The organism is Pedococcus dokdonensis, assembly GCF_900104525.1.
Lineage (GTDB): Bacteria > Actinomycetota > Actinomycetes > Actinomycetales > Dermatophilaceae > Pedococcus > Pedococcus dokdonensis.
Genome location: NZ_LT629711.1, coordinates 2,185,149 through 2,208,792, shown reverse-complemented (window position 1 = coordinate 2,208,792; position 23,644 = coordinate 2,185,149). Strand labels below are relative to the sequence as shown.

At 70.9% G+C, this 23,644-nt stretch carries 19 protein-coding genes; 2 read left to right on the top strand and 17 right to left on the bottom strand.

What is annotated here, in order from left to right:
• Nucleotides 1-94: 94 nt before the first annotated feature.
• From bar to BLQ34_RS10330, 3 genes are all read right to left on the bottom strand, one after another.
• Entirely contained in the window at nt 95-1,237 is a 1,143-nt protein-coding gene (gene bar / locus BLQ34_RS10340; RefSeq protein ID WP_091789787.1) for a barbiturase, read from the bottom strand.
• A 5-nt stretch (nt 1,238-1,242) separates the two neighbouring features.
• Nucleotides 1,243-2,223, bottom strand: a complete 981-nt coding sequence (locus tag BLQ34_RS10335) for a carbamate kinase (RefSeq protein ID WP_091784933.1) — start codon at nt 2,221-2,223, stop codon at nt 1,243-1,245.
• 112 nt (nt 2,224-2,335) lie between these two features.
• Nucleotides 2,336-3,613, bottom strand: coding sequence for a PucR family transcriptional regulator (locus BLQ34_RS10330; protein WP_091784931.1), 1,278 nt, complete (start codon nt 3,611-3,613; stop codon nt 2,336-2,338).
• 86 nt (nt 3,614-3,699) lie between these two features.
• Between BLQ34_RS10330 and BLQ34_RS10325 the strand changes: the two genes are divergently transcribed.
• Nucleotides 3,700-4,821, top strand: coding sequence for a ferredoxin reductase (locus BLQ34_RS10325; RefSeq protein ID WP_091784928.1), 1,122 nt, complete (start codon nt 3,700-3,702; stop codon nt 4,819-4,821).
• Between the two features lie 9 nt (nt 4,822-4,830).
• Nucleotides 4,831-6,135 (top strand): fatty acid desaturase family protein, encoded by a 1,305-nt coding sequence (locus tag BLQ34_RS10320; RefSeq protein ID WP_091784925.1) that lies wholly within the window; start codon nt 4,831-4,833, stop codon nt 6,133-6,135.
• A 64-nt stretch (nt 6,136-6,199) separates the two neighbouring features.
• Here BLQ34_RS10320 and BLQ34_RS10315 read toward each other — a convergent pair whose 3' ends face one another.
• From BLQ34_RS10315 to BLQ34_RS10250, 14 genes are all read right to left on the bottom strand, one after another.
• Nucleotides 6,200-7,369 (bottom strand): CaiB/BaiF CoA transferase family protein, encoded by a 1,170-nt coding sequence (locus tag BLQ34_RS10315; protein ID WP_091789785.1) that lies wholly within the window; start codon nt 7,367-7,369, stop codon nt 6,200-6,202.
• Nucleotides 7,366-8,082, bottom strand: a complete 717-nt coding sequence (locus BLQ34_RS10310) for an HAAS signaling domain-containing protein (RefSeq protein ID WP_091784923.1) — start codon at nt 8,080-8,082, stop codon at nt 7,366-7,368. Before BLQ34_RS10310 ends, BLQ34_RS10315 begins: the two co-directional genes overlap by 4 nt.
• Nucleotides 8,079-8,423: a PadR family transcriptional regulator gene (locus tag BLQ34_RS10305; protein WP_091784921.1), complete on the bottom strand. Its 345-nt coding sequence runs from the start codon at nt 8,421-8,423 to the stop codon at nt 8,079-8,081. The genes BLQ34_RS10310 and BLQ34_RS10305 overlap by 4 nt, the downstream gene beginning before the upstream one ends.
• Nucleotides 8,424-8,543: 120 nt before the next feature.
• Nucleotides 8,544-9,317 carry a maleylpyruvate isomerase family mycothiol-dependent enzyme gene (locus BLQ34_RS10300; RefSeq protein WP_091784918.1) on the bottom strand — a complete coding sequence of 258 codons (774 nt, stop codon included), beginning with the start codon at nt 9,315-9,317 and terminating at the stop codon, nt 8,544-8,546.
• A 73-nt stretch (nt 9,318-9,390) separates the two neighbouring features.
• Nucleotides 9,391-10,512: an aminotransferase class V-fold PLP-dependent enzyme gene (locus tag BLQ34_RS10295; RefSeq protein ID WP_091784916.1), complete on the bottom strand. Its 1,122-nt coding sequence runs from the start codon at nt 10,510-10,512 to the stop codon at nt 9,391-9,393.
• 56 nt (nt 10,513-10,568) lie between these two features.
• The gene (locus BLQ34_RS10290; protein ID WP_091784913.1) at nt 10,569-12,509 is read right to left on the bottom strand and encodes a hydantoinase B/oxoprolinase family protein; all 1,941 of its coding nucleotides are present in this window, start codon (nt 12,507-12,509) and stop codon (nt 10,569-10,571) included.
• The gene (locus BLQ34_RS10285; protein ID WP_091784911.1) at nt 12,509-14,623 is read right to left on the bottom strand and encodes a hydantoinase/oxoprolinase family protein; all 2,115 of its coding nucleotides are present in this window, start codon (nt 14,621-14,623) and stop codon (nt 12,509-12,511) included. The genes BLQ34_RS10290 and BLQ34_RS10285 overlap by 1 nt, the downstream gene beginning before the upstream one ends.
• Nucleotides 14,624-14,800: 177 nt before the next feature.
• Entirely contained in the window at nt 14,801-16,297 is a 1,497-nt protein-coding gene (locus tag BLQ34_RS10280; protein WP_091784909.1) for a serine hydrolase domain-containing protein, read from the bottom strand.
• Between the two features lie 151 nt (nt 16,298-16,448).
• Nucleotides 16,449-17,366 (bottom strand): carbon-nitrogen hydrolase family protein, encoded by a 918-nt coding sequence (locus BLQ34_RS10275; RefSeq protein WP_231961029.1) that lies wholly within the window; start codon nt 17,364-17,366, stop codon nt 16,449-16,451.
• A complete protein-coding gene (locus BLQ34_RS10270) occupies nt 17,345-17,962 on the bottom strand; it encodes an SRPBCC family protein (protein WP_091784903.1) in 618 nt (205 codons plus the stop codon). The genes BLQ34_RS10275 and BLQ34_RS10270 overlap by 22 nt, the downstream gene beginning before the upstream one ends.
• On the bottom strand, nt 17,959-20,418 hold the full coding sequence (gene cutA, locus BLQ34_RS10265) for an aerobic carbon-monoxide dehydrogenase large subunit (protein ID WP_091784901.1): 2,460 nt from the start codon (nt 20,416-20,418) through the stop codon (nt 17,959-17,961). Before cutA ends, BLQ34_RS10270 begins: the two co-directional genes overlap by 4 nt.
• A complete protein-coding gene (locus tag BLQ34_RS10260) occupies nt 20,415-20,939 on the bottom strand; it encodes a (2Fe-2S)-binding protein (RefSeq protein WP_091784898.1) in 525 nt (174 codons plus the stop codon). The genes cutA and BLQ34_RS10260 overlap by 4 nt, the downstream gene beginning before the upstream one ends.
• Entirely contained in the window at nt 20,936-21,919 is a 984-nt protein-coding gene (locus tag BLQ34_RS10255; RefSeq protein WP_091784895.1) for an FAD binding domain-containing protein, read from the bottom strand. The genes BLQ34_RS10260 and BLQ34_RS10255 overlap by 4 nt, the downstream gene beginning before the upstream one ends.
• Before the next feature lie 118 nt (nt 21,920-22,037).
• Nucleotides 22,038-23,504 carry a uracil-xanthine permease family protein gene (locus BLQ34_RS10250; RefSeq protein WP_091784891.1) on the bottom strand — a complete coding sequence of 489 codons (1,467 nt, stop codon included), beginning with the start codon at nt 23,502-23,504 and terminating at the stop codon, nt 22,038-22,040.
• Between the last annotated feature and the right edge of the window lie 140 nt (nt 23,505-23,644).

The following is a 23,644-nucleotide window of genomic DNA, read 5'->3' as shown; positions in this document are numbered from 1 at the left end:
TTCTGGCCGGGTATGCCGGGTGCCGGGCTCGCGAGAGCGCTCCCACCCCGCACGGGTGGCCAGGAGTCCGGGTCTTCCGTGACCGGCCTGACGTTCAGTCGGGCGTGGGGGCGCGGTAGCCGGTCGGCTCGCCCGAGCCGAGGTCGACGATCGCCGCGACCGGGCCACCACCGTCGGGACCCTGGTGGGCCGCCGACACCGAGACGAACACGGCCGGGTCGCCCGTGACGGAGGCGGTGACACCGCCGACCGCAGACTTGATCTGTCGGTGCCAGTGCACGTCGGAGTCGTCGAGCATGGCGTTGCGGCGACCCCGGACCTCGCCACTCTGGCTGACCTCGCACTTGAGGAACACGTTGACCAGCCGGCCCTGGAGGTCGGACGAGTGCGGCCGATCGGGAAGGTCGAGCCCGGCGTCCTTGATGGCCGACCAGACGCCGTCCGCGTCGAGGGCATCGCGCATCACCGAGTGGCCGATCCGGTAGCGACCACCGATCCCGCGGGTGTTGCCGACCACGACGACCTGCGCCTGGTCGAGCTCGACACCGGAGGAGCAGGACGCGACGGCCGAGTAGAGCGAGCGGTCGTTCATCACGTCGGCGTCGGTCGGCATCTCGATCTCACCGAGGGCCACCGCGATGCCGAGCCCGGTCGTGCCGTTGGAGAGGTCCATCGACTCGTGGGTGTGGTGGGTCCAGACCGACTTGCCGCGGGACTCGGCGTCGCGGATGGTGTGGATGGTCAGCAGGGGAGTCTTGGTCTGGACGTAGTGCACGTCGGCGGGGTCGGTGATCCCGGCCCGCTCCATCGCGACCTTCACGGCGTCGGCGACCTTGGTGATCATGCCGGTGTAGCCGATCTCCTCAGGCAGGATCGGCTCGCTCATCGCGAAGCCGACGGTGAGCCGCAGGTCGTCGGACTGCTCGGCGCTCTCGGCCGGCACGGTCGCGAAGATCGTCGCGTGCGGGCTGATGATCCCGTCGGTGCCACCGGACCAGACGATGGGCACCTGCCTCACCTGGTCGGCCGGGGCGCCCTTCGCGACGAGCACCTCGCGGAACGCGCGGTCGGCGATGATCCGGGTGTAGTCGTTCACCCCGCCGTTGCCCTCGGTCTTGCCGATGATGGCGATGACCCGACTGGCGTCCATCACGCCGTCGTCGATGAGCTTGGCCAGCTCGCTCGCGTCGGCAACGCTGTGGATCGGGACCTTGCGGACTTCGATGGGCTCGGGCACGGCAGTCACTCCTCTGGTGGGGTGGGGTCGGACGTGGAGATCGTTGGTACTGAATAGCCTTCGACGACCGTGCCGACCTCGCCGGTGAGCGAGTCGGCGATCCGGTCGAGAGCCGTGATGACGCACCGGCCGCCGCCACGGCGGACGAACCGCAGGGCCGCCTCGACCTTCGGCCCCATCGACCCGGACGCGAACTGGCCGGCCGCGGCATACCCCTCCATCTCGGCGAGCCGGACGCACCGCACCGGTCGGGCCTGCGGGGTGCCGAAGTCGAGGACGGCGTGCTCCACGTCGGTGGCGATGACGAGGACGTCCGCGCCGATCGCGGCGGCGAGCACGGCCGCGGTGAGGTCCTTGTCGATGACGGCTTCGACGCCGTGCACCGAGCCGTCCGGCTCACGCACGACCGGTATGCCGCCGCCGCCGGCAGCCACGACGACGTAGCCCGCGGCCAGCAGGGTGTGCAGCGTGTGGGTCTCGAGCACCTCGATCGGCTCGGGGGAGGCGACGACGCGGCGCCAGCCCTTCTCGCCGCGGTCCTCCCAGGTCTCGCCGTGCTCGATCAACGGCCGCGCCTGGTCATGGGGGAGGAAGCGCCCGATCGGCTTGGTGGGCGTCGCGAACCCGGGGTCGTCGGCGGCGACCAGGGTGCGGGTGACGAGCGCTGCCACCCGGCGCTCGAGGCCCCGCTCGGCGAGGGCGGCCTCGAGGGTGTCGAGGATCGTGAAGCCGATGGTCCCCTGCGTCTGCGCGCCGCACCAGTCGAGCGGCACCGGGGGGACGACGTGCGCGGCGAGCTCGTTCTTGACGAGCAGGTTGCCGACCTGGGGGCCGTTGCCGTGGGTGATCACGACCTCGTGACCGGCGGCGACGACGGTCGCGACGTGCTGCATGGCCCGCGAGATGGCCGCACGCTGGGCCTGCGGTGTCGCGCTGCCGTCGGGTCCGGTCATGGCGTTGCCGCCGAGCGCGATCAGGACCCGCATGCCACCTCCGTCGGTCGTTCGTGGGCCGAGTGTCGTGCGGTGAGCCTAGGGATGCCCGGAGCCGTGTGACGTTGGCAGGACCTGCCCAATGCAGGGGGGCGGCTTGGCACTTCTACGGCTGGGGTGCCGCACGTGTCGACGGCGCCGTCGTCCGAGCGGCCGACCTGGGGGGCGACGGCTGGCCGGTGCCGAGCGCGATGACGAGGTCGGCGACCCGTCGCGGGTCGTCGAGCGCGTCGCCGAAGAGCTCACGCAGCTGTCCGACGCGGTAGCGCACGGTCTGCGGGTGGACGAACAACGCCTCGGCGACCGGCTCGCGCCGACCACGGTGCAGCAGCCACAGCCGCAGGGTCTCCTCGAGCCGCTCGCGACTCGCTGGGGTGGCGTCGGCGAGCGGGGCGAGGGCCTGCGCCCGGAGGTCGGCGAGCGCCGCGGGGTCGGCGCCCAGCACGATGTCGGCCAGGTGCGCCTCGGTGTCGTATGCCGTGCGCCGGGTGGTCCGCGTCGCGCGCCCCCGCAGGGCGCGCTGGTGGGAGGTGGCGGCCTCTCGCCACGGACGGGTCGGGCCGAGGACGACGTCGTGGCTGTCGAGGGCGGCGACGAGGCGACGCCGCGCGGTCACGGTGAGGCGGGGGACGATGAGCGCCGCGACGTCCTCGCGGGCGTCGACCCCGGGCACGTCCTCGGTGAGCACGAGGGAGCGGCCGTCGACCATGGTGCGGGCGTGGTGCAGCTCCGCGTCGGGGGCCAGCAGCACGGTGACCGTCCGGGGCAGCTCCCAGCCGGCCCGCTCGGCGCGGCGTTCGACCAGCTCGTCCGACGCGCCGCGCAGCATCTCGATCGCCAGGCGCTCGAGCTCGCGCTGCTGCACCCGCTCGGCCGTCGCGAGCTCGTCGGCGTGGCCGGCGACGCTGGCCGCAGACAGCTCGTCGATGTAGGCGAAGACGAGCTCGGCGAACCGCGCCAGGACCTCGGCGTCCATGCCGGCCCGGACACTCTCCTCGGACAATCCGCGCCACGACACCCGTGCGCCGATGCGGTAGGCGGACAGCAGTGCGTCCATGCTCCGTCCGCTGCGGGCCTCGCCGCGGCCGAGGTTGTAGGAAGCCTGGCGGGCCGGGCCGAGCGGGGTGCTCGGGTCGTCGGAGCGGGCGGCGATCGACAGGAAGGTGCCCAGCGCGACCTGCACCGCGGTCTCGATGTTGCCCACGAGGTAGTCGCGGGCACTGGCGTAGCTGGGGACCTCCTCGATGATCGCCTCGACGGCGTGGCTCGCGACGGAGGGGAGGGCACCCTTGAGGCGGGCCAGCACCTCGGGCGACATGGTCAGCCCGGCGGCCCGCTCGGTGACCATCGCGGCGGATGGGGAGGGTGTGACGTCAGAGGTCATGATTTGTTCCTAGCGAACAAAAGAGTGCAGAGAACTCACTCGAAGCGGTCAGGAAATTAGCCTACCTGATCGTTGATGATGGAACCATGACCGTAGTCCTCCCACTCCGCACGTCCACGGAGTCGCCGCAGGAGTCCACCAGACCCCGCCCGGCACTGCGCACGGTCCTGCGTCGCGTCGCCGAGGCACTGGTCCACCCGGTGCTCCCCGACGACTACCTCGACCTCATTGCGCCGATGCGCGCCGGCGCCGACCTGCGTGGTCGCGTCGTGTCGGTGACTCCCGAGACCCGGGACGCCGCCACCGTGCACATCCGCCCCGGCCGCTCCTGGGCCGGCCACGTCCCCGGGCAGTACATCCGCATCGGTGTCGACGTCGACGGGGTCCGCAACTGGCGGGCCTACTCGCTGACCTCACCCGTGACCGCGCCGGACGGGCTGATCTCCATCACCGTCAAGGCGATCCCGGACGGCAAGGTCAGCAACCACGTGGTCCGGGCCCTGCAGCCCGGCACCCTGATCCACCTTGACCAGGCGACCGGTGAGTTCGTGCTCCCGACGCCCCGACCGGCCCGGGCGCTGTTCGTCACCGCCGGCTCCGGGGTCACGCCGGTGATGGGGATGCTGCGCAACCACCTCGACGAGCTCCAGGACGTCGTCGTCGTGCACTCCGCGCCCACCGAGGCCGACGTGATCTTCGCCGCCGAGCTGCGGGCCTGGGCTGACTCCGGCCGGCTCCGCCTCATCGAGCGGCACACCGACACCGAGGGCATGGTGGGCACCGACTCCCTCGACGAGCTGGTGCCCGACTGGCGCTTCCGCGAGACCTGGGCCTGCGGGCCCACCGGCATGCTCGACGCCTTCGAGGCAGCCTGGGCCGACGCAGGCCTCGCCGACCGCCTCCACACCGAGCGGTTCCGCCCGGTCGTGATCGCCGAGGGCGAGGGTGGCACCGTCACCTTCGGCGGCCAGCGCATCACCGTCGATGCCGACGGCTCGACCCCGATCCTCGATGCCGGCGAGGCCGCCGGCGTCCTGATGCCATCCGGCTGCCGGATGGGCATCTGCTTCGGCTGCGTCGTGCCCCTGAAGGAAGGTGCCGTGCGCGACCTGCGCAACGGCGACCTGACCATTGCCGCCGAGGGCGACGGCATCCGCATCCAGACGTGTGTGTCGGCGGCTGCCGGCCACTGCGAGATCGACCTCTAAGGAGACACCATGACTGCCACCGCAGAGACCTTTGACCTCACCATCGACGGTTCCGCCGCCTCGACCCCCAAGGCGCCCGGCACCCCCTCGACCCGTCCCGCGAACAGCCGGCTGTCGACCGCCATCGCCGAGCGCCGCCACGTGCCGAAGCGCTCCGGCAAGGCCGACCCCACCGCCCACCTCACCGCCGAGGACGTCGAGGCGCTCGCGATGGAGCTCGACGAGCTGCGCCAGGGAGTCCTGGAGAGCCGCGGAGCCAGCGACGCGGCATACATCCGCAAGATGATCGACGTGCAGCGCAAGATCGAGCTCGCCTCGCGCGCCGTGCTGCTCTTCTCGATCTTCCCGCCGGCCTGGATCGTCGGCACCGCCGGCCTCTCCGTCGCCAAGATCCTCGACAACATGGAGGTCGGCCACAACATCCTGCACGGCCAGTGGGACTGGATGCGCGACCCCAAGATCCACTCGACGACGTGGGAGTGGGACAGCGCCACCCCGGCCGCGCTGTGGAAGCACAGCCACAACGAGCTGCACCACACCTACACCAACGTGATCGGCAAGGACAACGACCTCGGCTACGGCATCATGCGCGTCGACGAGGACCAGCGCTGGACCCCTGCCTACCTCGGCCAGCCGGTCTACAACTTCCTCAACATGTGCTTCTTCCAGTACGGCATCGCTGCCTACGACCTCGAGATCGGCAAGCAGCTCGCGGGTCGTGGTGACAAGGAGGAGTTCAAGCGCAACGGCAAGATGGTGCTGCGCAAGATCGGTCGCCAGGCGCGCAAGGACTACCTGCTCCACCCGCTGCTGTCCGGTCCGTCGTTCTTCCACACCATCGCCGCCAATGCGACCGCCAACTTCGTCCGCAACGTGTGGTCGCACGCGGTCATCATGTGCGGTCACTTCCCGTCGGGTGTCGAGACGTTCGCCCGCGCCTCGATCGAGGGCGAGAGCCGCGGCGAGTGGTACCTGCGCCAGATGCTCGGTTCCGCGAACATCTCTGGCAGCAAGGCCATGCACATCATGACCGGCAACCTCAGCCACCAGATCGAGCACCACCTGTTCCCCGACCTGCCGAGCAACCGCTACGGCGAGATCGCGCCGAAGGTGCAGGAGATCTGCGAGCGCTACGGCCTCACCTACACCACCGGCCCGATCTACAAGCAGGTCGCGTCGGCGTGGGCCGAGGTCATCTCCCTGTCGCTGCCCAACAAGGAAGCCGGACGCAACCGGCTCGGCATTGCTGCCGAGGTGATCGGCAAGCAGGTGCGGCGCAAGCTGCGCAACCGCAAGGCGCTGCGCCCGGCCTGACGCACGAGCTCTCGCGTTCGAGGTGATATCCGACCGGAATCCGGTCGGATATCACCTCGAACCGTCAGGTCCCGTCGGCGAGCCAGGCGCGGATGCTGTCGCCGTGCTGGTCGAGCATCGGGGGCGCGGCGTGCTCGCTGCGCCCACCGGCATACCCGTTGTCGTCGAAGCGGATCGGCGGACCGGGCAGCTCGATGTGGCCGAGCACGGGGTGGTCGACGTCGAGCACGAGGCCCTGCGAGCGGGTCTGGTTCCAGTCGTAGACGCGGTCGATGGTGCGCACCTCCCCGGCCGGGATGCCCAGCTCGGCGAGGCGGGGCAGCAGCTCGGCGAGCGGGTATGCCGCGAAGGCGGCGTTGAGCGCGGCGGTCACCTGGTCGCGGTTGACGGTGCGCTCGCGGTTGGTGGCCATGCCGGGCGCGGCCGGGTCGAGGTCGAACGCCTCGGCGAGCTTGCGCCACAACGACTCGCTACCGCAGGCCACCTGGATGTCGCCGTCCTGGCAGTGGAAGAGGCCATAGGGGGAGAGGGACGGGTGGTGGTTGCCCTGGGCGCGCCCGACGTGCCCGGCAACGGTGTAGGCGGTGCCCTGGAACGCGTGCGCCCCGACGAGGGCGGCGAGCAGGCTGGTGCGGACGACCCGCCCGACACCGGTGGTGTTGCGCTCGTGCAGCGCGGTGACCACGCCGTAGGCGCCGTACATGCCCGCGAGCAGGTCGCCGATCGGCACGCCGACCCGTTGCGGTGTGTCCGCGTCGGGGCCGGTGACCGACATCAGCCCGGACTCGCCCTGGGCGATCTGGTCGTAACCGGCGCGCCCGCCCTGTGGGCCGTCGTGGCCGAACCCGCTGATGCTCAGCACGACGAGTCGCGGGTTCAGCTCGTGCAGCTGCTCGTTGCCGAAGCCGAGCCGGTCCATCACACCGGGGCGGAAGTTCTCGACGAGGACGTCGGCCCGCCGGACCAGCCCGGTGAGGACGTCGCGCCCGTCGTCGGACTTGAGGTCGAGGGTGATCGACTCCTTGTTGCGGTTGGCGGCGAGGAAGTAGGTGGAGATGGGCTCGTCGTCGGGGCCGACGAACGGCGGCCCCCACCCGCGGGTGTCGTCCCCGGTGCCGGGCGACTCGACCTTGATGACGCGAGCGCCCATGTCGCCCAGCATCATCGCCGCGTGGGGGCCGGCCAGGGCGCGCGACAGGTCGATGACGACGATGCCATCCAGCGGCGCGCTCATGGTGCGGTCTTCCGGGCCGCGGCGCGGCACAGGCGCCACACCAGGACGCCGCCCCCGAGCAGCACGAGCGCCAAGGACGTCCATGCCCCGAGGTTGATGCCGAGCTCGGTGTGCGACGACTGCCAGCCGATGGTGGGGAGGGCGACCAGTGCGACGAGGGCGAGTGGGGTCAGCAGGCAGAGGGTCACCTTCTGGCGGTTCGTCCAGAGCGGCGATGCCAGGGTCAGGATCGTCGCGGGCACCCAGAAGAACCACGATGCCAACAACCCGATCACCACGCCGCCCGGGCCGGGGCTGGTGAACTGGACCTCCGGATCGACGACGGTGGTGCCGTCGGACGACAGGCCGTCGCTGGTCGCGTAGCTGCCGAGGGATCCGATCACCAGGACCGTCACCAGCAGCGCCAGACCCAGCAGTACGCCGACGGTCACCGGGACCCACGCCCTCGACATGGCGCCCGGACGAGGAGGTGACGCCGGCGGCGTGGCCGGCCGGCCGGCATACGCCTCGTCGGCAATGGCCTGCGGCGAGCCCAGCTCGTCGAGGGCGGCCAGGACCGCCGTGTCGTCGGCGCCGGGGGCGAGGGTGCCGTCGAGGTGCTCGCGCACCCCGGCAAGCACCTCCGCCCGCTCGCCCGCCTCGACGCCGTGCAACAGCAGCTCGAGGTCGCGCAGGTAGGACCCGACCAACGGGTGCGTGGTGGATGAGCTCATGGTTGTCCCCCTCGGAGGGCGGTGTCGACCGCGTCGCGGAATGGTTTCCAGGTGCGTTTGAAGGCGGCGAGCGAAGCGTGCCCGTCGCTGGTGAGCGAGTAGTAGCGGCGGGGTGGTCCCTCGACCGACTCCTGCCAGCTGGTGTCGACCAGGCCAGCCTTGCGCAGTCGGGCGAGGAGGGGATAGAGCGTCCCCTCGCTCGACATCAGCACCCCGTCGGCAGTCAGGCGCCGGGCGATGTCGAGTCCGTAGAGCTCGTCGTGTTCGAGCATGGCCAGCACGCAGTGCTCCAACGCCCCACGACGCAGGTGCGTCAGGATCGCGTCGTCGCCGGGTACCATGCGACACAAGATAGGTGCAGGTCGCGACGGGGGCAAGGGGGACGGCTTCTTGCGATGCGTTGCCGTCGTGGCGGTCGCGGCAACTCAGCTCGCGCGCGGCCTCTCCCCACCGGACCAGGGCTAGTAGCCGGGGAACACCTTCCGCAGCTCGTCCAGGGTGACGTTGCCCGTGACGGCGACGCCGCCGGCGTGCTGGGGGCGGAGCCGGCCGCTGAGCAACCGCACGACAGCCTCCGGTGCGGCGTCGAACACGGCCGTCGGGTCATCGGCTGACTCGGTCACGGCGACCGCGTCGGTGATCTCGACGGCGCCGCCCGGGATGGCCAGGCGGACCTCGTGGTCGATCTCGTTCGCCTTGGCGGAGAAGCCCAACAGGAAGCCCAGTGGTCCCCGGAAGAGCTCCACGAGCAGCTCGGCAGACTCGGCGTCCACGGTGGCCGTCTGGTCGACACCGACGCGCACGTCCCACGCATGGTTCGCGACCTCGTTGAGCCGCATTCCGAGCGCGACCGACAGCGGCACGGGCTCTGGCAGGAAGCCCAGGTCCACCCGCAGGTCTTCGCGTTGCGCAGGGCTGAGCGCCTCGACGGTGTCGAGGTACGCCTCGTTGTGCTTCACGAACTCAGCTGCCTGGTCGGCCGGGGAAGCTGCGTTCCAGCGTGCCCAGACGGCTTGGTTCTCCTCAGCATCCACAGGCTCGCCCGCGGCAGCCGCAATGGGCTTGCGGCCGATCTCCGCACCACTGCCGAGGTGTGAGAGAGCCTGGGCCACGCTCCACTCCGTCGCTCCACTTGGCTTGGCCAGGTCGTCGTCGGACAGGGTCGGCACCAGATCGGCGAGAGTCTCGTGGTTGGCACGCAGGGCCGCGATGGTGCGGTCGACAAGATCGGTCATACTCGGCGCAACCACGCACACCCCACCGTTCTTCCCGCTGGTCCCAGCGATCGGACCCGGTCGCGTCCCGGCGCTAGCCGTCCAGGTGGGCATCCAGGCGCTCGACCGTGCCGTCGACGTCGGTCAGCTTGTCGAGGCCGAAGAGGCCCACGCGGAACGTCGAGAAGTCGTCGCGCTCGCCGCACATCAGCGGCACGCCTGCAGCGACCTGCAGCCCGCCGCGCTTGAACCGGGCACCGGTGCGGATCTCCGGGTCGTCGGTGAACGAGACGACCACGCTCGGAGCTGCGAATTCCGTTGCGGCGACAGAGGGAAAGCCACGGGACACCAGCAGCTCGCGCACCCGCGAACCCAAGGACACCTGGGCCTCGCGCAGCACCTCGAGACCCAGCGAACGGGTCTCGACCATGATCGCGGCGTCGCGCGCGAGCGAGTCGGTGGGCATCGTCGCGTGGTACGGCGTCTGCCCCTCGGTGTAGGCCTCGGTGATGGTCAGCCACTTCTGCAGGTCGACAGCGAAGCTCGTCGACGTGGTCGCCATGACGGCTTCGCGGGCCGACTCAGACAGCATCACGAACCCCGCGCACGGTGACCCGCTCCAGCCCTTCTGGGGAGCGCTGAGCAGCACGTCGACGTGCAGGTCCGCCATGTCGACCCAGAGCGCACCCGAGGCGATGCAGTCGAGCACGAAGAGCCCGCCGACCGCATGCGTCGCGTCGGCGATCGCTCGGACGTAGTCGTCCGGCAGCAGGATGCCGGCCGCCGTCTCGACGTGCGCTGCGAAGACGACCGACGGGCGGTCCCGCTCGATCGCCTCGACCACCTCCGCAACGGGTGCCGGCGACCAGGGGGCCTGCGGCTCGTCCGCGGCCGGGCGGGCACGGCACACCGTCACGTCGCTGGCGATCGCGCCGGCCTCGAGGATCTGCGACCAGCGGTAGGAGAACAAGCCGTTCCGCACGACCAGGCACCGGCGGCCGGTGGCGAGCTGTCGGGCGACGGCTTCCATCGCGTACGTGCCGCCACCCGGCACGACCGCGACGGTGTGCGCCGAGTACGTCGTCCGAAGCACGTCGACGATGTCCTGCATCACGCCGACGAAACGCTTCGACATGTGGTTGAGCGAGCGGTCGGTGAAGACCACCGAGTACTCGAGCAGGCCGTCGGGGTCGATCTCGGGGCGAGGAAGGGTCACGTCAGCAGGTTGCCACAGCGGGCGCTCGGGTGGGCGGGGGGAGCGGTGCGCGGTCGTCAGAGCCAGTCGACGTCGGCGGCGTCCTTGCCGTCGGCCAGGTGGGCGTAACCCGGCCCACGGTCGAAGAACGGTGCCGCCTCCGGGCGCGCCCCGCGCAGCTGCTCGCGCAGTGCATCGCTCGCCCCGACGTCCACCGCCGGCGCGTCCTTGCTCCCCGTCGCGACCACGCCGTATGCCGTCCGCGCACCCTCGAAGGACACCTTGCCCCAGCGCAGGTCGCGTTCGACGTCGGCATAGGGCCGGTCGAGCGGGTCGCCCCATCCTCCGCCCCCGGTGGTGCGGATGCGGATCACCTGCCCGGCCTTGACCGGCTCGGCATCGGCCAGCGCGTCGACCTCCCGCTCGTCCGGACCACCGACGTCGATGGTGACGTTGAACGGCATACCGGCCTTGCCGCCCTTGACCCCCCAGCAGGCGAGGATCGAGCGGTCGGCGATGGACATGAAATGGGCGTCCTTGAGCATCCGGATGTGCTTCTCGTAGCCCAGGCCGCCGCGGTAGCGCCCGGCACCACCGGAGTCGACGGCGAGCCCGAGCCGCTCGACGATGAACGGGAACCGGCTCTCGGTGAACTCGGTCGGCAGGTTGCGCGAGTCGGGCACCACATGGATGGTGTCCTCGCCGTCGGCGTAGTAACGCCCACCCGACCCGCCCCCGAGCACCTCGCGCATGAGGTAGTCGCTGCCGTCGCGGTCCTTGCCGTAGACGCCGGTGTAGCGGATCGTCTCCTGGTCGGCCGGCATCTTGCCGTCGACCGCCTTGGCCACGACGCCGGCCAGCACGCCCAGCAGCCGCAGGATCACGAAGGTCCGGGCGTTGGTCGGTGCCGGGAAGATCGGTGTCAGCAGCGTGCCCTTGTCGGGGAAGCGCATCTCGATCAGCGGGACCACGCCCTCGTTGACGTCGAGCTCGGCCATCCGCTCCGGGGTGTCGGCGAGGTTGCGCAGGATCGGGGCCAGCCACTTCTTGAGGAAGTTGCCGCCCACGTAGTCGCCGCAGTGGTTGATCGGCCCCTTGGCCTGGGGCGCCGTGCCGGTGAAGTCGACGATCAGGCGCGGCCCGGCGGGGCGGCCGTTCTCGGGGTCGGCGGGCGCGTCACTGACCTTGGTGAGCGTGATCCGCTGGGTGTGCAGCATCGGCTCGTCGACGCCGTCGTGCTCGGCGTAGTCCTCCCAGACGTAGGTGCCGTCGGGGATCTTCGACAGGATCTCGCGCCGGTAGGTCTCGGTGGTCTGGTCGAGGATGGTGTCGAAGGTCGCCTCGATGGTGTCGCGTCCATAGCGCTCGAACAGCTCGGACAGCCGCCGGGCGCCCATCAGGCAGGCCGAGCACTCGGCGTCGAGGTCGGCCGCCAGGGAGTCGGGCATCCGGCTGTTGCGGGTCATGATCCGCAGGGCAGCCTTGTTGGGAACTCCCTTGTCCCACAGCTTGATCGGCGGGACTGCCAAGCCCTCCTCGTGGACGCTGGTGGCATTGCTCGGCATCGACCCGGGCACCGCGCCACCGATGTCGTCGTGGTGGCCGAACGCCTGCACGAAGGCCACCACCTCGCCACCGCTGAAGACCGGCACCGTGACGCAGAGGTCGGGCAGGTGGCCGATGCCACCCTCGGACTCGTAGACGTCGTTGTGGAAGAAGACATCACCCTCGGCCATCTCCGCGAGGGGGTAGTCGCGGACGATCGGGTGCACCAGCGCGCTGTAGGAGCGGCCGGTGAGCTTGCGGAGCTGCCGGTCGTGAATGCCCGCCCGGAAGTCGTGCGCATCGCGGATCATCGGCGAGCGGCTGGTGCGGGCGATGGCGGTCTCGACCTCCATCTCGACGCTCGCCAGCGTGCCCTGGACGATCTCGACGAGGATCGGGTCGACCTTGGTGCCCTGCGGGGTCAGCCGGTTGCCGTGCTCGTATGCGGTGGGGAGGCCCGCGCTGTTGGCCATCAGGACTCCTTGGTGATGACGAGGTTGCCGATGGTGTCGACGTGGACGGAGAAGCCGGGGTGCACCGGCACGGTCGACCCGAACTCCTCGACGATGGCCGGGCCCTGGAAGGTGTCGCCGGCACGGAGGTCGGGTCGCCACAGGACGGGAGTCACGACATACCCCTCGTCGGCGTCGAAGCAGACCCGCCGGACGCGGGTCGTAGAGCGATCCGACGGGTCCTGGTCTGTCGGACCGCTCAACGACCCGGGGTCGCCGGGGTCGCGGGACGGCAGCTCACGCAGCTCGGGACGGGTGATCGGACCCACGCCGGTCACCCGCAGGTTCACCCACTCGACCTGCTGGCTCGGGTCGGCGGCGAAGTCGTAGCCGTAGAGCGCCCGGTGTGCCTCGTGGAACGCGGAGGCGACCTGCGCGGCATACGCCTCGTCGACCGGACCGTCGGGCGCGGCGACGCGCACCTCGAAGGCCTGGCCGAAGTAGCGCAGGTCGACGGTGCGGGCGTAGCGGTGGGCGTCGCGCGGAAAGCCTTCTCCGTCAAGGGCTCTGGCGGCGCGGTCGGTGAGCTCGTCGAAGGTCTTCTGCACCGCTGCGTGGTCGAGGGCGGCGTGCTTGGCCACCATGGTCTGCACGTAGTCGTTCTTCACGTCGACGGTGAGCAGGCCGAATGCGCTGACGTTGCCGGGGTTCTGTGGGACGACCACCCCGGCGAGGTCGAGGATGTCGACGAGCCGGCAGGCGAGCAGCGACCCCGAGCCGCCGAACGTCGTGAGCATGAAGTCACGGACGTCGAGGCCGCGCTTGACCGAGACCTGGCGCAGCGCGTTGGCCTGGTTCCAGGCCGAGATCTCGAGGATGCCGGTGGCGCAGCGGACCGGGTCGATGCCGAGGGTGGCCGCCAGGGCGTCGACTCCGGCCCGTGCCGCCTCGACGTCAAGCGGGATCTCGCCGCCCAGCAGGTGCGGAGGGATGCGGCCGAGCACGACGTGCGCGTCGGTGATGGTCGGCTCGGTGCCGCCCTTGGCGTAGCAGAGCGGGCCCGGGTCTGCCCCGGCCGAGTGCGGGCCGACCTTCAGCGTCCCCTCGGGGGAGACCCAGGCGACGGACCCGCCACCGGCGCCCACGGTCACCACGTCGATCATCGGGATCTTGCTCGGGTAGGCGCCGACCGTGCCCTCCGTGGTCAGCGTGGGCTCGCCGTCGAGGACGACCGAGACATCGGTCGAGGTGCCGCCTCCGTCGCAGGTCAGCACCTTCGGGAAGCCGGCCCGCTTCGCGATCAGCCCGGCGCCCAGCGCGCCGGCCGCCGGCCCGGAGAGCACTGTCGTGATCGGCTGGTGGACGACCTCGTCGGCCGAGAGGACGCCGCCGTTCGACTTCATGATGGAGAACGCCGCCTGGGGCGCGATCTCGGCGAGCCGGTGCTGGATGTTGGTGACGTAGCGGCTGACATTCGGCTTCACGGCCGCGTCGACGAGGGTGGTCATCGAGCGCTCGTACTCGCGGTACTCGCGCAACACCTCGCTGCTGATCGAGACGACCGCGTCAGGGTGCTCGCGCTTCAACACCTCACGCATGGCCAGCTCGTGGGTGTCGTCGGCGTAGGAGTGCAGGAAGCAGACGCCCAGGGTGGTGATCCCGCGGTCGCGGAACCAGCGGGCGGCAGCCACCGCCGACTCCTCGTCGAACGGACGGATCTCGTTGCCCTGGAAGTCCATCCGGCCGCCGACCGTCCGGACCGCGTCAGCGGGGACGATGCGCGGTGGCTTCACCCAGAAGTAGGAGTTGCCGTAGCCGTCGGGCACCGCCTGCCGGGCGATCTCGAGCATGAACTCGTAGCCCTCGCTGGTGATGAAGCCCAGCCGCTCGACCTTGCCCTCGAGCAGCTTGTTGGTGGCGACCGTGGTGCCGTGGGCCACCGCGGTGACGTCGGCGCCGGTGGCGCCCATCAGCTCGAGGACCTTGCGCACGCCGGTGATGAAGCCGTCGGCCGGGTTGCTCGGCGTCGAGGGGGTCTTCGTCGTGACCAGCTCCCCAGTGCCCTCCTCGAAGGCGACGACGTCGGTGAACGTCCCCCCGGTGTCGATGCCGATCCGGATCCGTCGCTGCGCCATGCGTGAGATTCAACCGGTCACGGATGGCCCGTCGCCTTGGCACATGTTGCCAACAGGAGAGACGTGCGCTGTGCCGTCAGTGGGCCCGCACGAGCCGGTACGCGCGCACCGCCGGGAACAGCGCCTTGTTCGGGTCCACGCCGAGACGGTCTGCCTGGGGGCCCGCTGCGTTCGGCGTCAGGTCTGGGGTGGCGCGGCGGGGCCGCGCAGCGAGAGGTAGAGAGGGTCGTCGGTCTGCAGGGGCACCTCGTGCCAGCCCAGGTGGACCGTGCCGTCGCCGCGGGTGCGCACCCGCACCGTGTGCGGCGTCTCGATGAGCCGCAGGTCGGCCGCGAACGTGCCGTCCTCGGCCCAGCCGCCGGCCGCCGAGAACGGCAGCACCCGTCCGGCCAGCTCGGGTGTCGAGTCGACCCACACCCCGTCACCGACCGGCACCGTCACCTCCGCGCCGTGCCCCTCCAGGACGAGCGAGTATGCGGTGTCGGCCGTCTCGCCGTCCTCGCCCACGCGGGTGAGGCGCACGGCGGCATACGCCTCCGGGAAGGTGCTGTCGCCGGCGCGACGCCAGCGGGCGTCGTCGGGGCCGTCCGCGGTGGAGGCGGGAGTAGGCACCTGCAGCAGCTCCATCCGCTCCTCGAGCGCGGCGTCCGCGAGCTCGTCGCCCACCTCGTCGACCTCGCCGACGGCCGGCAGCAGGTGGTCCCAGACGAGGTCGAGCACGGCCTGCATGTCGGTCGTCTCCGACGTGATCGCCAGCGCGATGTCCTGCTCCGGCAGGACGATCGCGTACTGCCCGTAGGCACCGTCGCCGCGGAAACCGTGGCGGGCGTGCCAGAACGAGCAGCCGTAGCCCTGGGTCCAGTCCGGGTTGGGCGCCTCCTCGCGGTTCGGCAGGCCGGTCGAGGCAGTCGCGGCGGCGACCCACTCGGGCGAGAGGAGGCGTCGGCCGGCCGCCTCCCCGCCGCCCAGATAGGCCTGGGCGAGAGCCAGGATGGCGTCGGTGCCGACGTGGATCCCCGAGAAGCCGAGCTCGCGCCCGGTGATGGTGCGGTGCCAGCCGACCCGGTCCACCGACGAGGGGTCGAGGAGCGGCAGCACCCGCTCGCGCAGCAGGGACAGGACCGACCCCCCGGTCGCCCCCCGCACCGCCCCGGCGGCCAGGTAGGTCGCGACCTGGTTGTAGGCCCAGGCGGTGCCGGGTTCGTGCTCGGGGTCGTGGGCCAGGACGGCACGCAGCACCGGGTCCTCGTCGCCGGCAGGCGGTGTGGACGCGGCCTGCGTGACCTCGGGGCCCCAGGCGTCCCCGTCATGACCGGTGGCCATCGTGAGGCAGTGCCCGAGGGTGAGGCGGCGGTAGCGGTCCGAGACCTCGGTGTCCTCCGGCAGGTCTGCGGGCGGCAGGAGCTCGAGCACCGGCTGGTCGAGCGAGAGCCGGCCTTCGTCGACCAGCACCCCGACCGCGGTGGCCGTGAACGTCTTGCTCAGCGAGTAGACCAGCTGGACCCGCTCGGGTGCGTAGGGAGCCCACCAGCCGCGGGCGATGACCTGACCGTGGCGGGCGAGCACCAGGCTGTGCGGGTCGTGGCCCTGCGCCTCGAGGGCGTCGACGAGGTCGAGCACGCCGAGCGCGTCGACCCCCTGCTCGCTGGGCGTGCTGCGCGGGAGGACGGTCACCCGGTCACGCTAGCCCGTCGCCGGTCCGAGTGCCCCGCGGACCACGTCGAGGTCGACCGGACCGCCTGAGCCGGTTCGATGTGAAAGCGCCCGAGGTCACCGCGGGTCCACATCGATTCGGGGGGAGGTGGAGGCCGGCCGCTGCCCCGGGTCAGTGGGGGAACGAGGTCTCGGCCGGGCGTTCCAGCTCGTCGCGGTGCGCCCGGATCAGGTCGAGGTTGCGGTCGCGCAGGTGGTCGAAGCCCTGGCCGATGTTCGATCCCGGGGTCAGCGACGCGAGCGCGGTGGCCGGGTCGAGCAGGGCGGAGACCCAGCCCTCGTGCGAGGCGGCCTTGGCGGCGATGTGGGCGTTGGGGGTGACGATGTGGGAGTTGCCGAAGTAGAGCACCCCGGCCGGGTCGACCCCGGTGGCGTTGGCGCCGACGACGTAGACGTGGTTGTCGTAGGCCCGCGCCCGCGAGGTCAGCTCCCAGATGTCGGCCGACCGCAGCAGTGCACTGGGGCGGGCGATCACCTCGGCCCCCTGGACTGCCTGGATGCGGGTCAGCTCCGGGTAGTCGCCGTCGAAGCAGATGATCATGCCGATCCTGCCGAGGTCGGTGTCGCACACCGTCACGGTGTTGCCGGGCGTGACCCACCCGCCGCCGTCGACGTGCTCGGTGCAGAAGGGGTGCGTCTTGCGGTAGACCCCGATCACCTCGCCACCTCGGTCGATCAGCACCGAGGAGTTGTAGACGACGCCCCGCTCGGGCCCACGCTCGTAGGTGCCCAGCACGACATACACGCCCAGGTCCCTGGCGACCTGCTGCACCGGCTCGGTGACGGGTCCGGGGAGCTCGGACACGAGGTCCCACAGCTCCTCGACCGGGCAGTCGGGGGTGAAGCCCGTCGTCGCAGACTCGGGCAGCACGACGAGCTCGGCCCCGGTCGCGTCGACGCAGCGTCGGGTGAAGTCGACGCACTTGTCGAGGTTCTTGCGCACCGACTCCGGCGACAGGGGTCCGGGGACCGGTGCGAGCTGGATGGCAGCCGCGGTGAATGCGCGCATCATCGTCCTCCGATCAGCCATCCCACGATAACCCCGGCGACGGCCACGGCCCCGCCCGTCAGCACGCCCCAGCCGAAGTCGCGTGGCCCGCTCCGCCCGGCCGTGGACGTGCCGACCACCTCGATCGGACGGGGACCTGACGGCGCCTCGGCCGGCTTGGTCTTCTTCTCCCTGCGCACCCCGGCGATGTCGTCGTCGACGGCCTCGAAGAACTGCCCGGCCATCTTGCGGGTCACGCCCGACAGCATCCGCTGCCCGACCCCGCCGATCATCCCGCCGACCGCCGCGTCGGCGTCGTACGACAGGTCGGTCCCGCCCGACGCCGACGGCACGAGGTGCACGACCACGTCGGCGTCGACGGTGCCGGGACCGCCGGCTCCCTGCGCCTTCATGGTGAACCGCTCGGGGTGGTGCGGGTCCAGCAGCGCCACCTTGCCGTCATACGTGCCCTTGATCGCGGCGACGCCGGCGGTGACCGTCATGGCGTACTCGTCCGGGCCCACCTCGGTGAGGGACTCGCAGCCGGGGAGGCAGCGGGCCAGCACCTCGGGGTCGTGGAAGGCGTCCCACACCTGCTGCGGTGTCGCCTTGAGGGCGGCTGTGCCGGAGATCTTCATCGTGCCTCCTGGGCGTCGGTGGCGGGGGCGGGCGACGCAGGCGACGGGGTATGCCGGGTGCGGGCCAGCGAGGGGATCTCACCGCGGGCGTGCCGCTGGCGCAGCTCCCACAGCTCGACCGGTGAGATCGGCATCGAGGTGATCGGGAAGCCCTCGGCGTCCTCGATCGCCGACGCGATGACGGCGGTCACCGGGATGCACCCGGCCTCGCCGGCGCCCTTGATCCCCAACGGGTTCAGCGGCGACGGCGTCTCGAGATGGTCGGTCTCGATGTGGGGGACCTCCGAGGCGTAGGGCATCAGGAAGTCCATGAAGCTCGCGTTGAGCAGCTGCCCGGACTCGTCGTAGACCATCCGCTCGTAGAGCGCCCCGCCGACGCCTTGGGCCACGCCGCCGTGCACCTGGCCCTCGACGATCATCGGGTTGATCATCGTGCCGCAGTCGTGGATCACGCAGTAGCGCAGGATCTTCACCTCGGCGGTGACCGGGTCGGTCTCGACGATCGCCGCGTGCATGCCGTTGGCGAAGGTGGCCTGGGTGGGGGAGTAGAAGTCCTTGCCCTCGAGGCCCGGCTCGTCGTCGTCGGCGACCGGCGGCTTCGACGGGTCGGCGCTGCCGGCGAACTGGGTGGCTGCCTTGGCCGCCTCGTCGAACGCGTATCTGAGCGGGTTGGACATCACCGAAACGGTGCCGAGCGACATGTGGGTGCCGGGGGCGCCCTTGACGCGGATGTCGCCGTCGACGATCTCGAGGTCGTCGGCCGCGACCTCCAACGCATCGGCGGCGATCCGCAGCGCCTTGGCGCGGACGTTGCGGGCGGCGAGGGCGATCGCGTTGCCGCTCATCACAGCTGCCCGCGACGCGAAAGTGCCCACGGCGTAAGGCATCCGACGGGTGTCGCCGGTCGTGACGAAGACGTCCTCGATCGGCACCCCGAGCTCCTGCGCGACGATCTGCGCGAACGACGTCTCGTGGCCCTGGCCCTGCGAGGTCAGACCCGTCGACACGTTGACCCGGCCGCTCGTCTCGATCTGGATGTGACCGCCCTCGTAGGGGCCGACGCCCGTGCCCTCGACGTAGCAGCCGATCCCGAGACCGACCCGCCGGCCCTCCGACTCGGCCTGCTCCCGGTAGGCGGCGAAGTCGTCCCAGCCGACCAGCGCCTTGAGCTTGGCCAGGCTGGCCGGGAAGTCGCCGGAGTCGTACTTCAGCGGTCGCCCGTCCTGGAAGAGCAGCCCGTGGTCGTAGGGCATCTCGCTCGGGAGGATGAAGTTGCGCGACCGGACCTCCGCACGGTCGAGGCCGAGCCGGTCGGCGATGGCGTCCATGGTGCGTTCCATCGCGAAGCAGCCCTGTGGCCGACCAGCGCCACGGTAGGGAGTGACCAGCACGGTGTTGGTGTAGAGCGACCAGAACTCGCAGCGGTAGGCGCCCGGCTTGTAGGGGCCGAGCAGCTGGGTCGAGGTGATGATCGGGACGATGATCCCGTAGGGGGTGTAGGCGCCGTTGTCGTGCCAGAACTTGACGTCGAGCCCCAGGACACGACCCTCGTCATCGAACCCGACCCGCACCTGCTGGAGCTGGCCGCGCTCGTGCGCACTGGAGATGAAGTGCTCGCGGCGGTCCTCGGTCCACTTCACCTCACGGTCGAGAAGCATTGCGGCCCAAGGGACCAGCACCTCCTCGGGCCACGGGTGGTTGATCTTCACGCCGAAGCCGCCACCCACGTCGGGGGCGATGCACTCGACCTTGGCCAAGGGGAGGTCGAGCTTCGCGGCGACAGCGGCGCGCACCCCGGTCGAGGTCTGGGTGGAGGAGAAGATGCGGAGCTCGCCCTTGTCGGAGTCCCACCGCGCCAGGACGCCCTTGCCCTCCATCGGCATGCAGGCGCTGCGCTCGATGTCGAGGTCCAGCTCGAGGACGTGCGGTGCCGCGGCGATGGCCGCCTCGACGTCGCCGACCTCCTGGAGCATGTGGGCGGCGACGTTGCCGGGCACGTCGTCGTGCACCAACGCCTCGCCTTCTCTGGCGTTGGCCACCCCCACCACCGGGGTGAGCAGCTCGTAGTCGACGCGGATCCGCTGGCAGACGTCCTCGGCGGTGTAGCGGTCGCGGGCGACCACCAGCACGACCGCCTCGCCCACGTAGTTCACCTCGTCGCGGGCCAGCGCGTACTGGGTGCGCCCGTGGGTGAGGGTCGGGTGGGGGATGAGCAGCGGCAGCGGCTCACCGACCCGTCCGGGCAGGTCCTCGTGGGTCCAGATGCCGACCAGCCCGTCGACCTCGAGGGCGTCGGTGACGTCGATGTCGACGACGCGGGCATGGGCGTGCGGGCTGCGGACGAAGGCCGCCGCGAGGGCACTGTGCCCCAGGTCGTCGAGGTAGCGGCCCCCGCCGGTGACCAGCCGCGGGTCCTCGCGACGCTTCATCGGTGCCCCGAACATCTGGCTGGTCACGGCTGCTCTGCCTTCAGCTCCGCGGCACGCAGGACCGACTTCACGATGTTCTGGTAGCCGGTGCAGCGGCAGAGGTTGCCGGAGATCGCCTCGCGCGCCTCGTCGGCCGTGGGGTGCGGGTGGTCTTCGAGGTAGGCCGTGATCGTGGTGAGGAAGCCCGGGGTGCAGAAGCCGCACTGCAGCCCGTGGCACTCGATGAAGGCCTGCTGCACGGGACCCATCGAGTCGATGCCGCCGAGCCCCTCGACCGTCGTCACCTCGTGGGCCTGTGCGGTGACGGCGAACATGAGGCACGACCGCATCGGCTGGCCGTCGACCAGCACCGTGCAGGCCCCGCAGACTCCGTGCTCGCACCCGACGTGCGTGCCGGTGAGCCGCAGGTCGTGACGCAGGAAGTCGGACAGCAGTCGCCGTGCCGGCGCCTTCGCGTGCCGGGGCACGCCGTTGACGACGACGGTGAGATCGAGCAGCTCCTCGGCCGAGTCGGCCGACTCGTCAGTCGGTGTCCCGTGCTCCGTCATGCCACTCCCCCCGGCGGTGACTCATGCACAAGGCGAGTTACCGACGCACCGCCGGTCGGTAGGTCGCCCTTTGCATGAGATACCGACGCACCGCCGGTCGGTAGGTCGCCTTTTGCATGAGATAGCGACGCTGCGGCGGCCTGCGCGAGGGTCAGGCGAGACAGCTCGACGGCCAGCATCGCGCGGTAGGCCGCCGTGGCGTGGATGTCGCCGTCCGGCTCGATCGCGTCGCGGACCAGGTCGGCGGCAGTCGACCAGTCCGCCGCACCCGGCTCCTGGCCGGCGAAGGCATCGGTGACGTCGAGGGTCGTCGGCACGTCGGTCACCGAGACGAAGGACAGCAGTGCGTCGGCCACCACCCCGTCGTCGACCCGAACCGCCGCCGCGACCCCCGCCATGGCGTAGTCGCCGTGCCGGCGGGCCCGCTCCATGAACGCGGTGCCGGTGCCGGCGGCGAACCGGCGGAACCGCACCGCGACCGCCAGCTCGTCGGCAGCCAGTGACGTCTCCAGAGCTCCCTGGAAGAAGTCGGCCACCGCGATCTCGCGCGTGCCGCTCGACGAGGCGGCTTCGACGACCCCGCCGGTCAGGGCCAGCATCGCCGGCATCTCGCCGGCGGCGTCGGCGTGCGCGATCGAGCCGACCGTGGTGCCCCGGTTGCGGATCACGGGGTGGGCGACGTTGACCAGGGCCTGGCGCAGCAGCGGCAACGCGACATACGCCTCGTCGCTGTGCTCGAGCTGCGCGTGTCGCACCAACGCACCCACGCGCACCTCGGCGTCGGTGACGGTGACCTCGTCGAGCCCGGCGACCTGATTGATGTCGACCAGGTGCGCCGGGGACGCCAGCCGCATGTTGAGGATCGGGATGAGGCTCTGGCCGCCGGCGAGCACCTTGCCGTCGTGGCCCACCTCGGCCAGCGCCGTGACGGCTTCCGCGACGGTGCGCGGTGCGTGGTGCACGAAGGGGGCTGGCTTCACGGACTGATCCTGCCGTCTGGGAGGGGTGGGCGAAAGGGTGACGGGGCGTGTCTGATCTCCTGGTTCCCGGAACGGGTGCAGGCCCCCGACCGCGTCGAGGGCCCACACCCGTCTGTCGTCAGCGGCGGTCGTCGCCCTGATAGAGGTCGTCGACCCCGTCGCTGTCGCCGTAGGTGCCGCCGTGACCGCTCACGGCGAGCATCGTCCCTTCGGCCCGTTCGCGCAGCTCGCGAGGAGCGACCGCCTTGGCGAGGTGGTATGCCGCGACGGCCACGATGGTGCCGAGCGCGATGCCGGACAGCGAGAAGCTGTCGGAGAACTTGAGCGTGACGTTGCCGATGCCGATGACGATGCCGGCCGCCACGGGGACCAGGTTGATCGGGTTGGCGAAGTCGACGCCGTTCTCCTTCCAGATCTTGGCTCCGAGCAGGCCGATCATGCCGTAGAGCACCACGGTGATCCCGCCGAGGACGCCGCCCGGGGTGGATGCGACCAGCGCCCCGAACTTGGGCGACAGGCCGAAGAGGATCGCGACTGCTGCGGCCACGTAGTAGGCGGCCGTCGAGTAGACGCGGGTCGCCGCCATCACACCGATGTTCTCGGCATAGGTGGTCGTGGGCGAGCCGCCGACCGCGGTGGCCAGGACGGTGCCGACACCGTCGGCGGCGATCGCCCGACCCATCACCGGGTCGAGGTCCGTCTTGGTCATCTCGGCGACGGCCTTGACGTGGCCGGTGTTCTCGGCGATGAGGGCGATCACGGCGGGGATGACGAGCAGGATGGCCGCCATCGAGAACGACGGCGCATGCCAGCCGACGACCTCCTTGCCGGCGACGATCTCGGTGTGCGGCGGGAAGCCGAACCACGCGGCGTCCTTGACGCCCTGGAAGTTGGTGCGGAAGTGGGTGGTGACCTTGCCGGCACCCGCGTCGTAGGACGTGATCTGGCCGAAGCCCTTGTCGAACAGCCAGGACAGGACGTAGCCGAAGATCAGCGCGAGGAAGATCGCGATGCGACCGACGAAACCCTTGAACGCCACCGCGCAGACGATCACGAAGACCATCACCAGCAGGGCCACCCACTGGTCCTGCGGCCAGTAGATGTTGGCCACCACGGGGGCCAGGTTGAACCCGATCAGCATGACCACGGCACCGGTGACGACCGGCGGCAGCACCGTGTGGAGCACCGACGACCCGAGGAAGTGGATGAGCAGGCCCACCAGGGCCAGGACGACACCGGCGACGAGGATCGCGCCCGTGACGGTGGCCGAGGTGGCTCCCTCCTGCGCGCGGATCGCCACCACGGCGCCGACGAACGACGCGGACGTGCCGAGGTAGCTGGGCACGCGACCCTGCACGATCAGCAGGAACGCGATGGTCGCGATGCCGCTCATCATGATGGCGAGCTGGGCGTTGAGGCCCATGATCAGCGGGAAGACGAAGGTGGCGCCGAACATGGCCACCACGTGCTGGGCGCCCAGGCCCACCGTCTTGCCCCAACCGAGACGTTCGTCGGGGGCGACGACGTCGTCGGGTCCGGCGAGGTTGCCGTCGCCGTGCAGTTTCCAACCCAGGCCCAGTGACATGCGGTCTCCTTGTCCACCGGCGTGCCCGCCGCTGTGGCGTGGCGCACAGTCCCGTCAGGGATAGGCGAAAACTAGCGGCCCGACCGCCCGGTGCATTGGGCAATTGTTGCTATCCGGGGCCGCGCGGCTTTCGGCAGAAC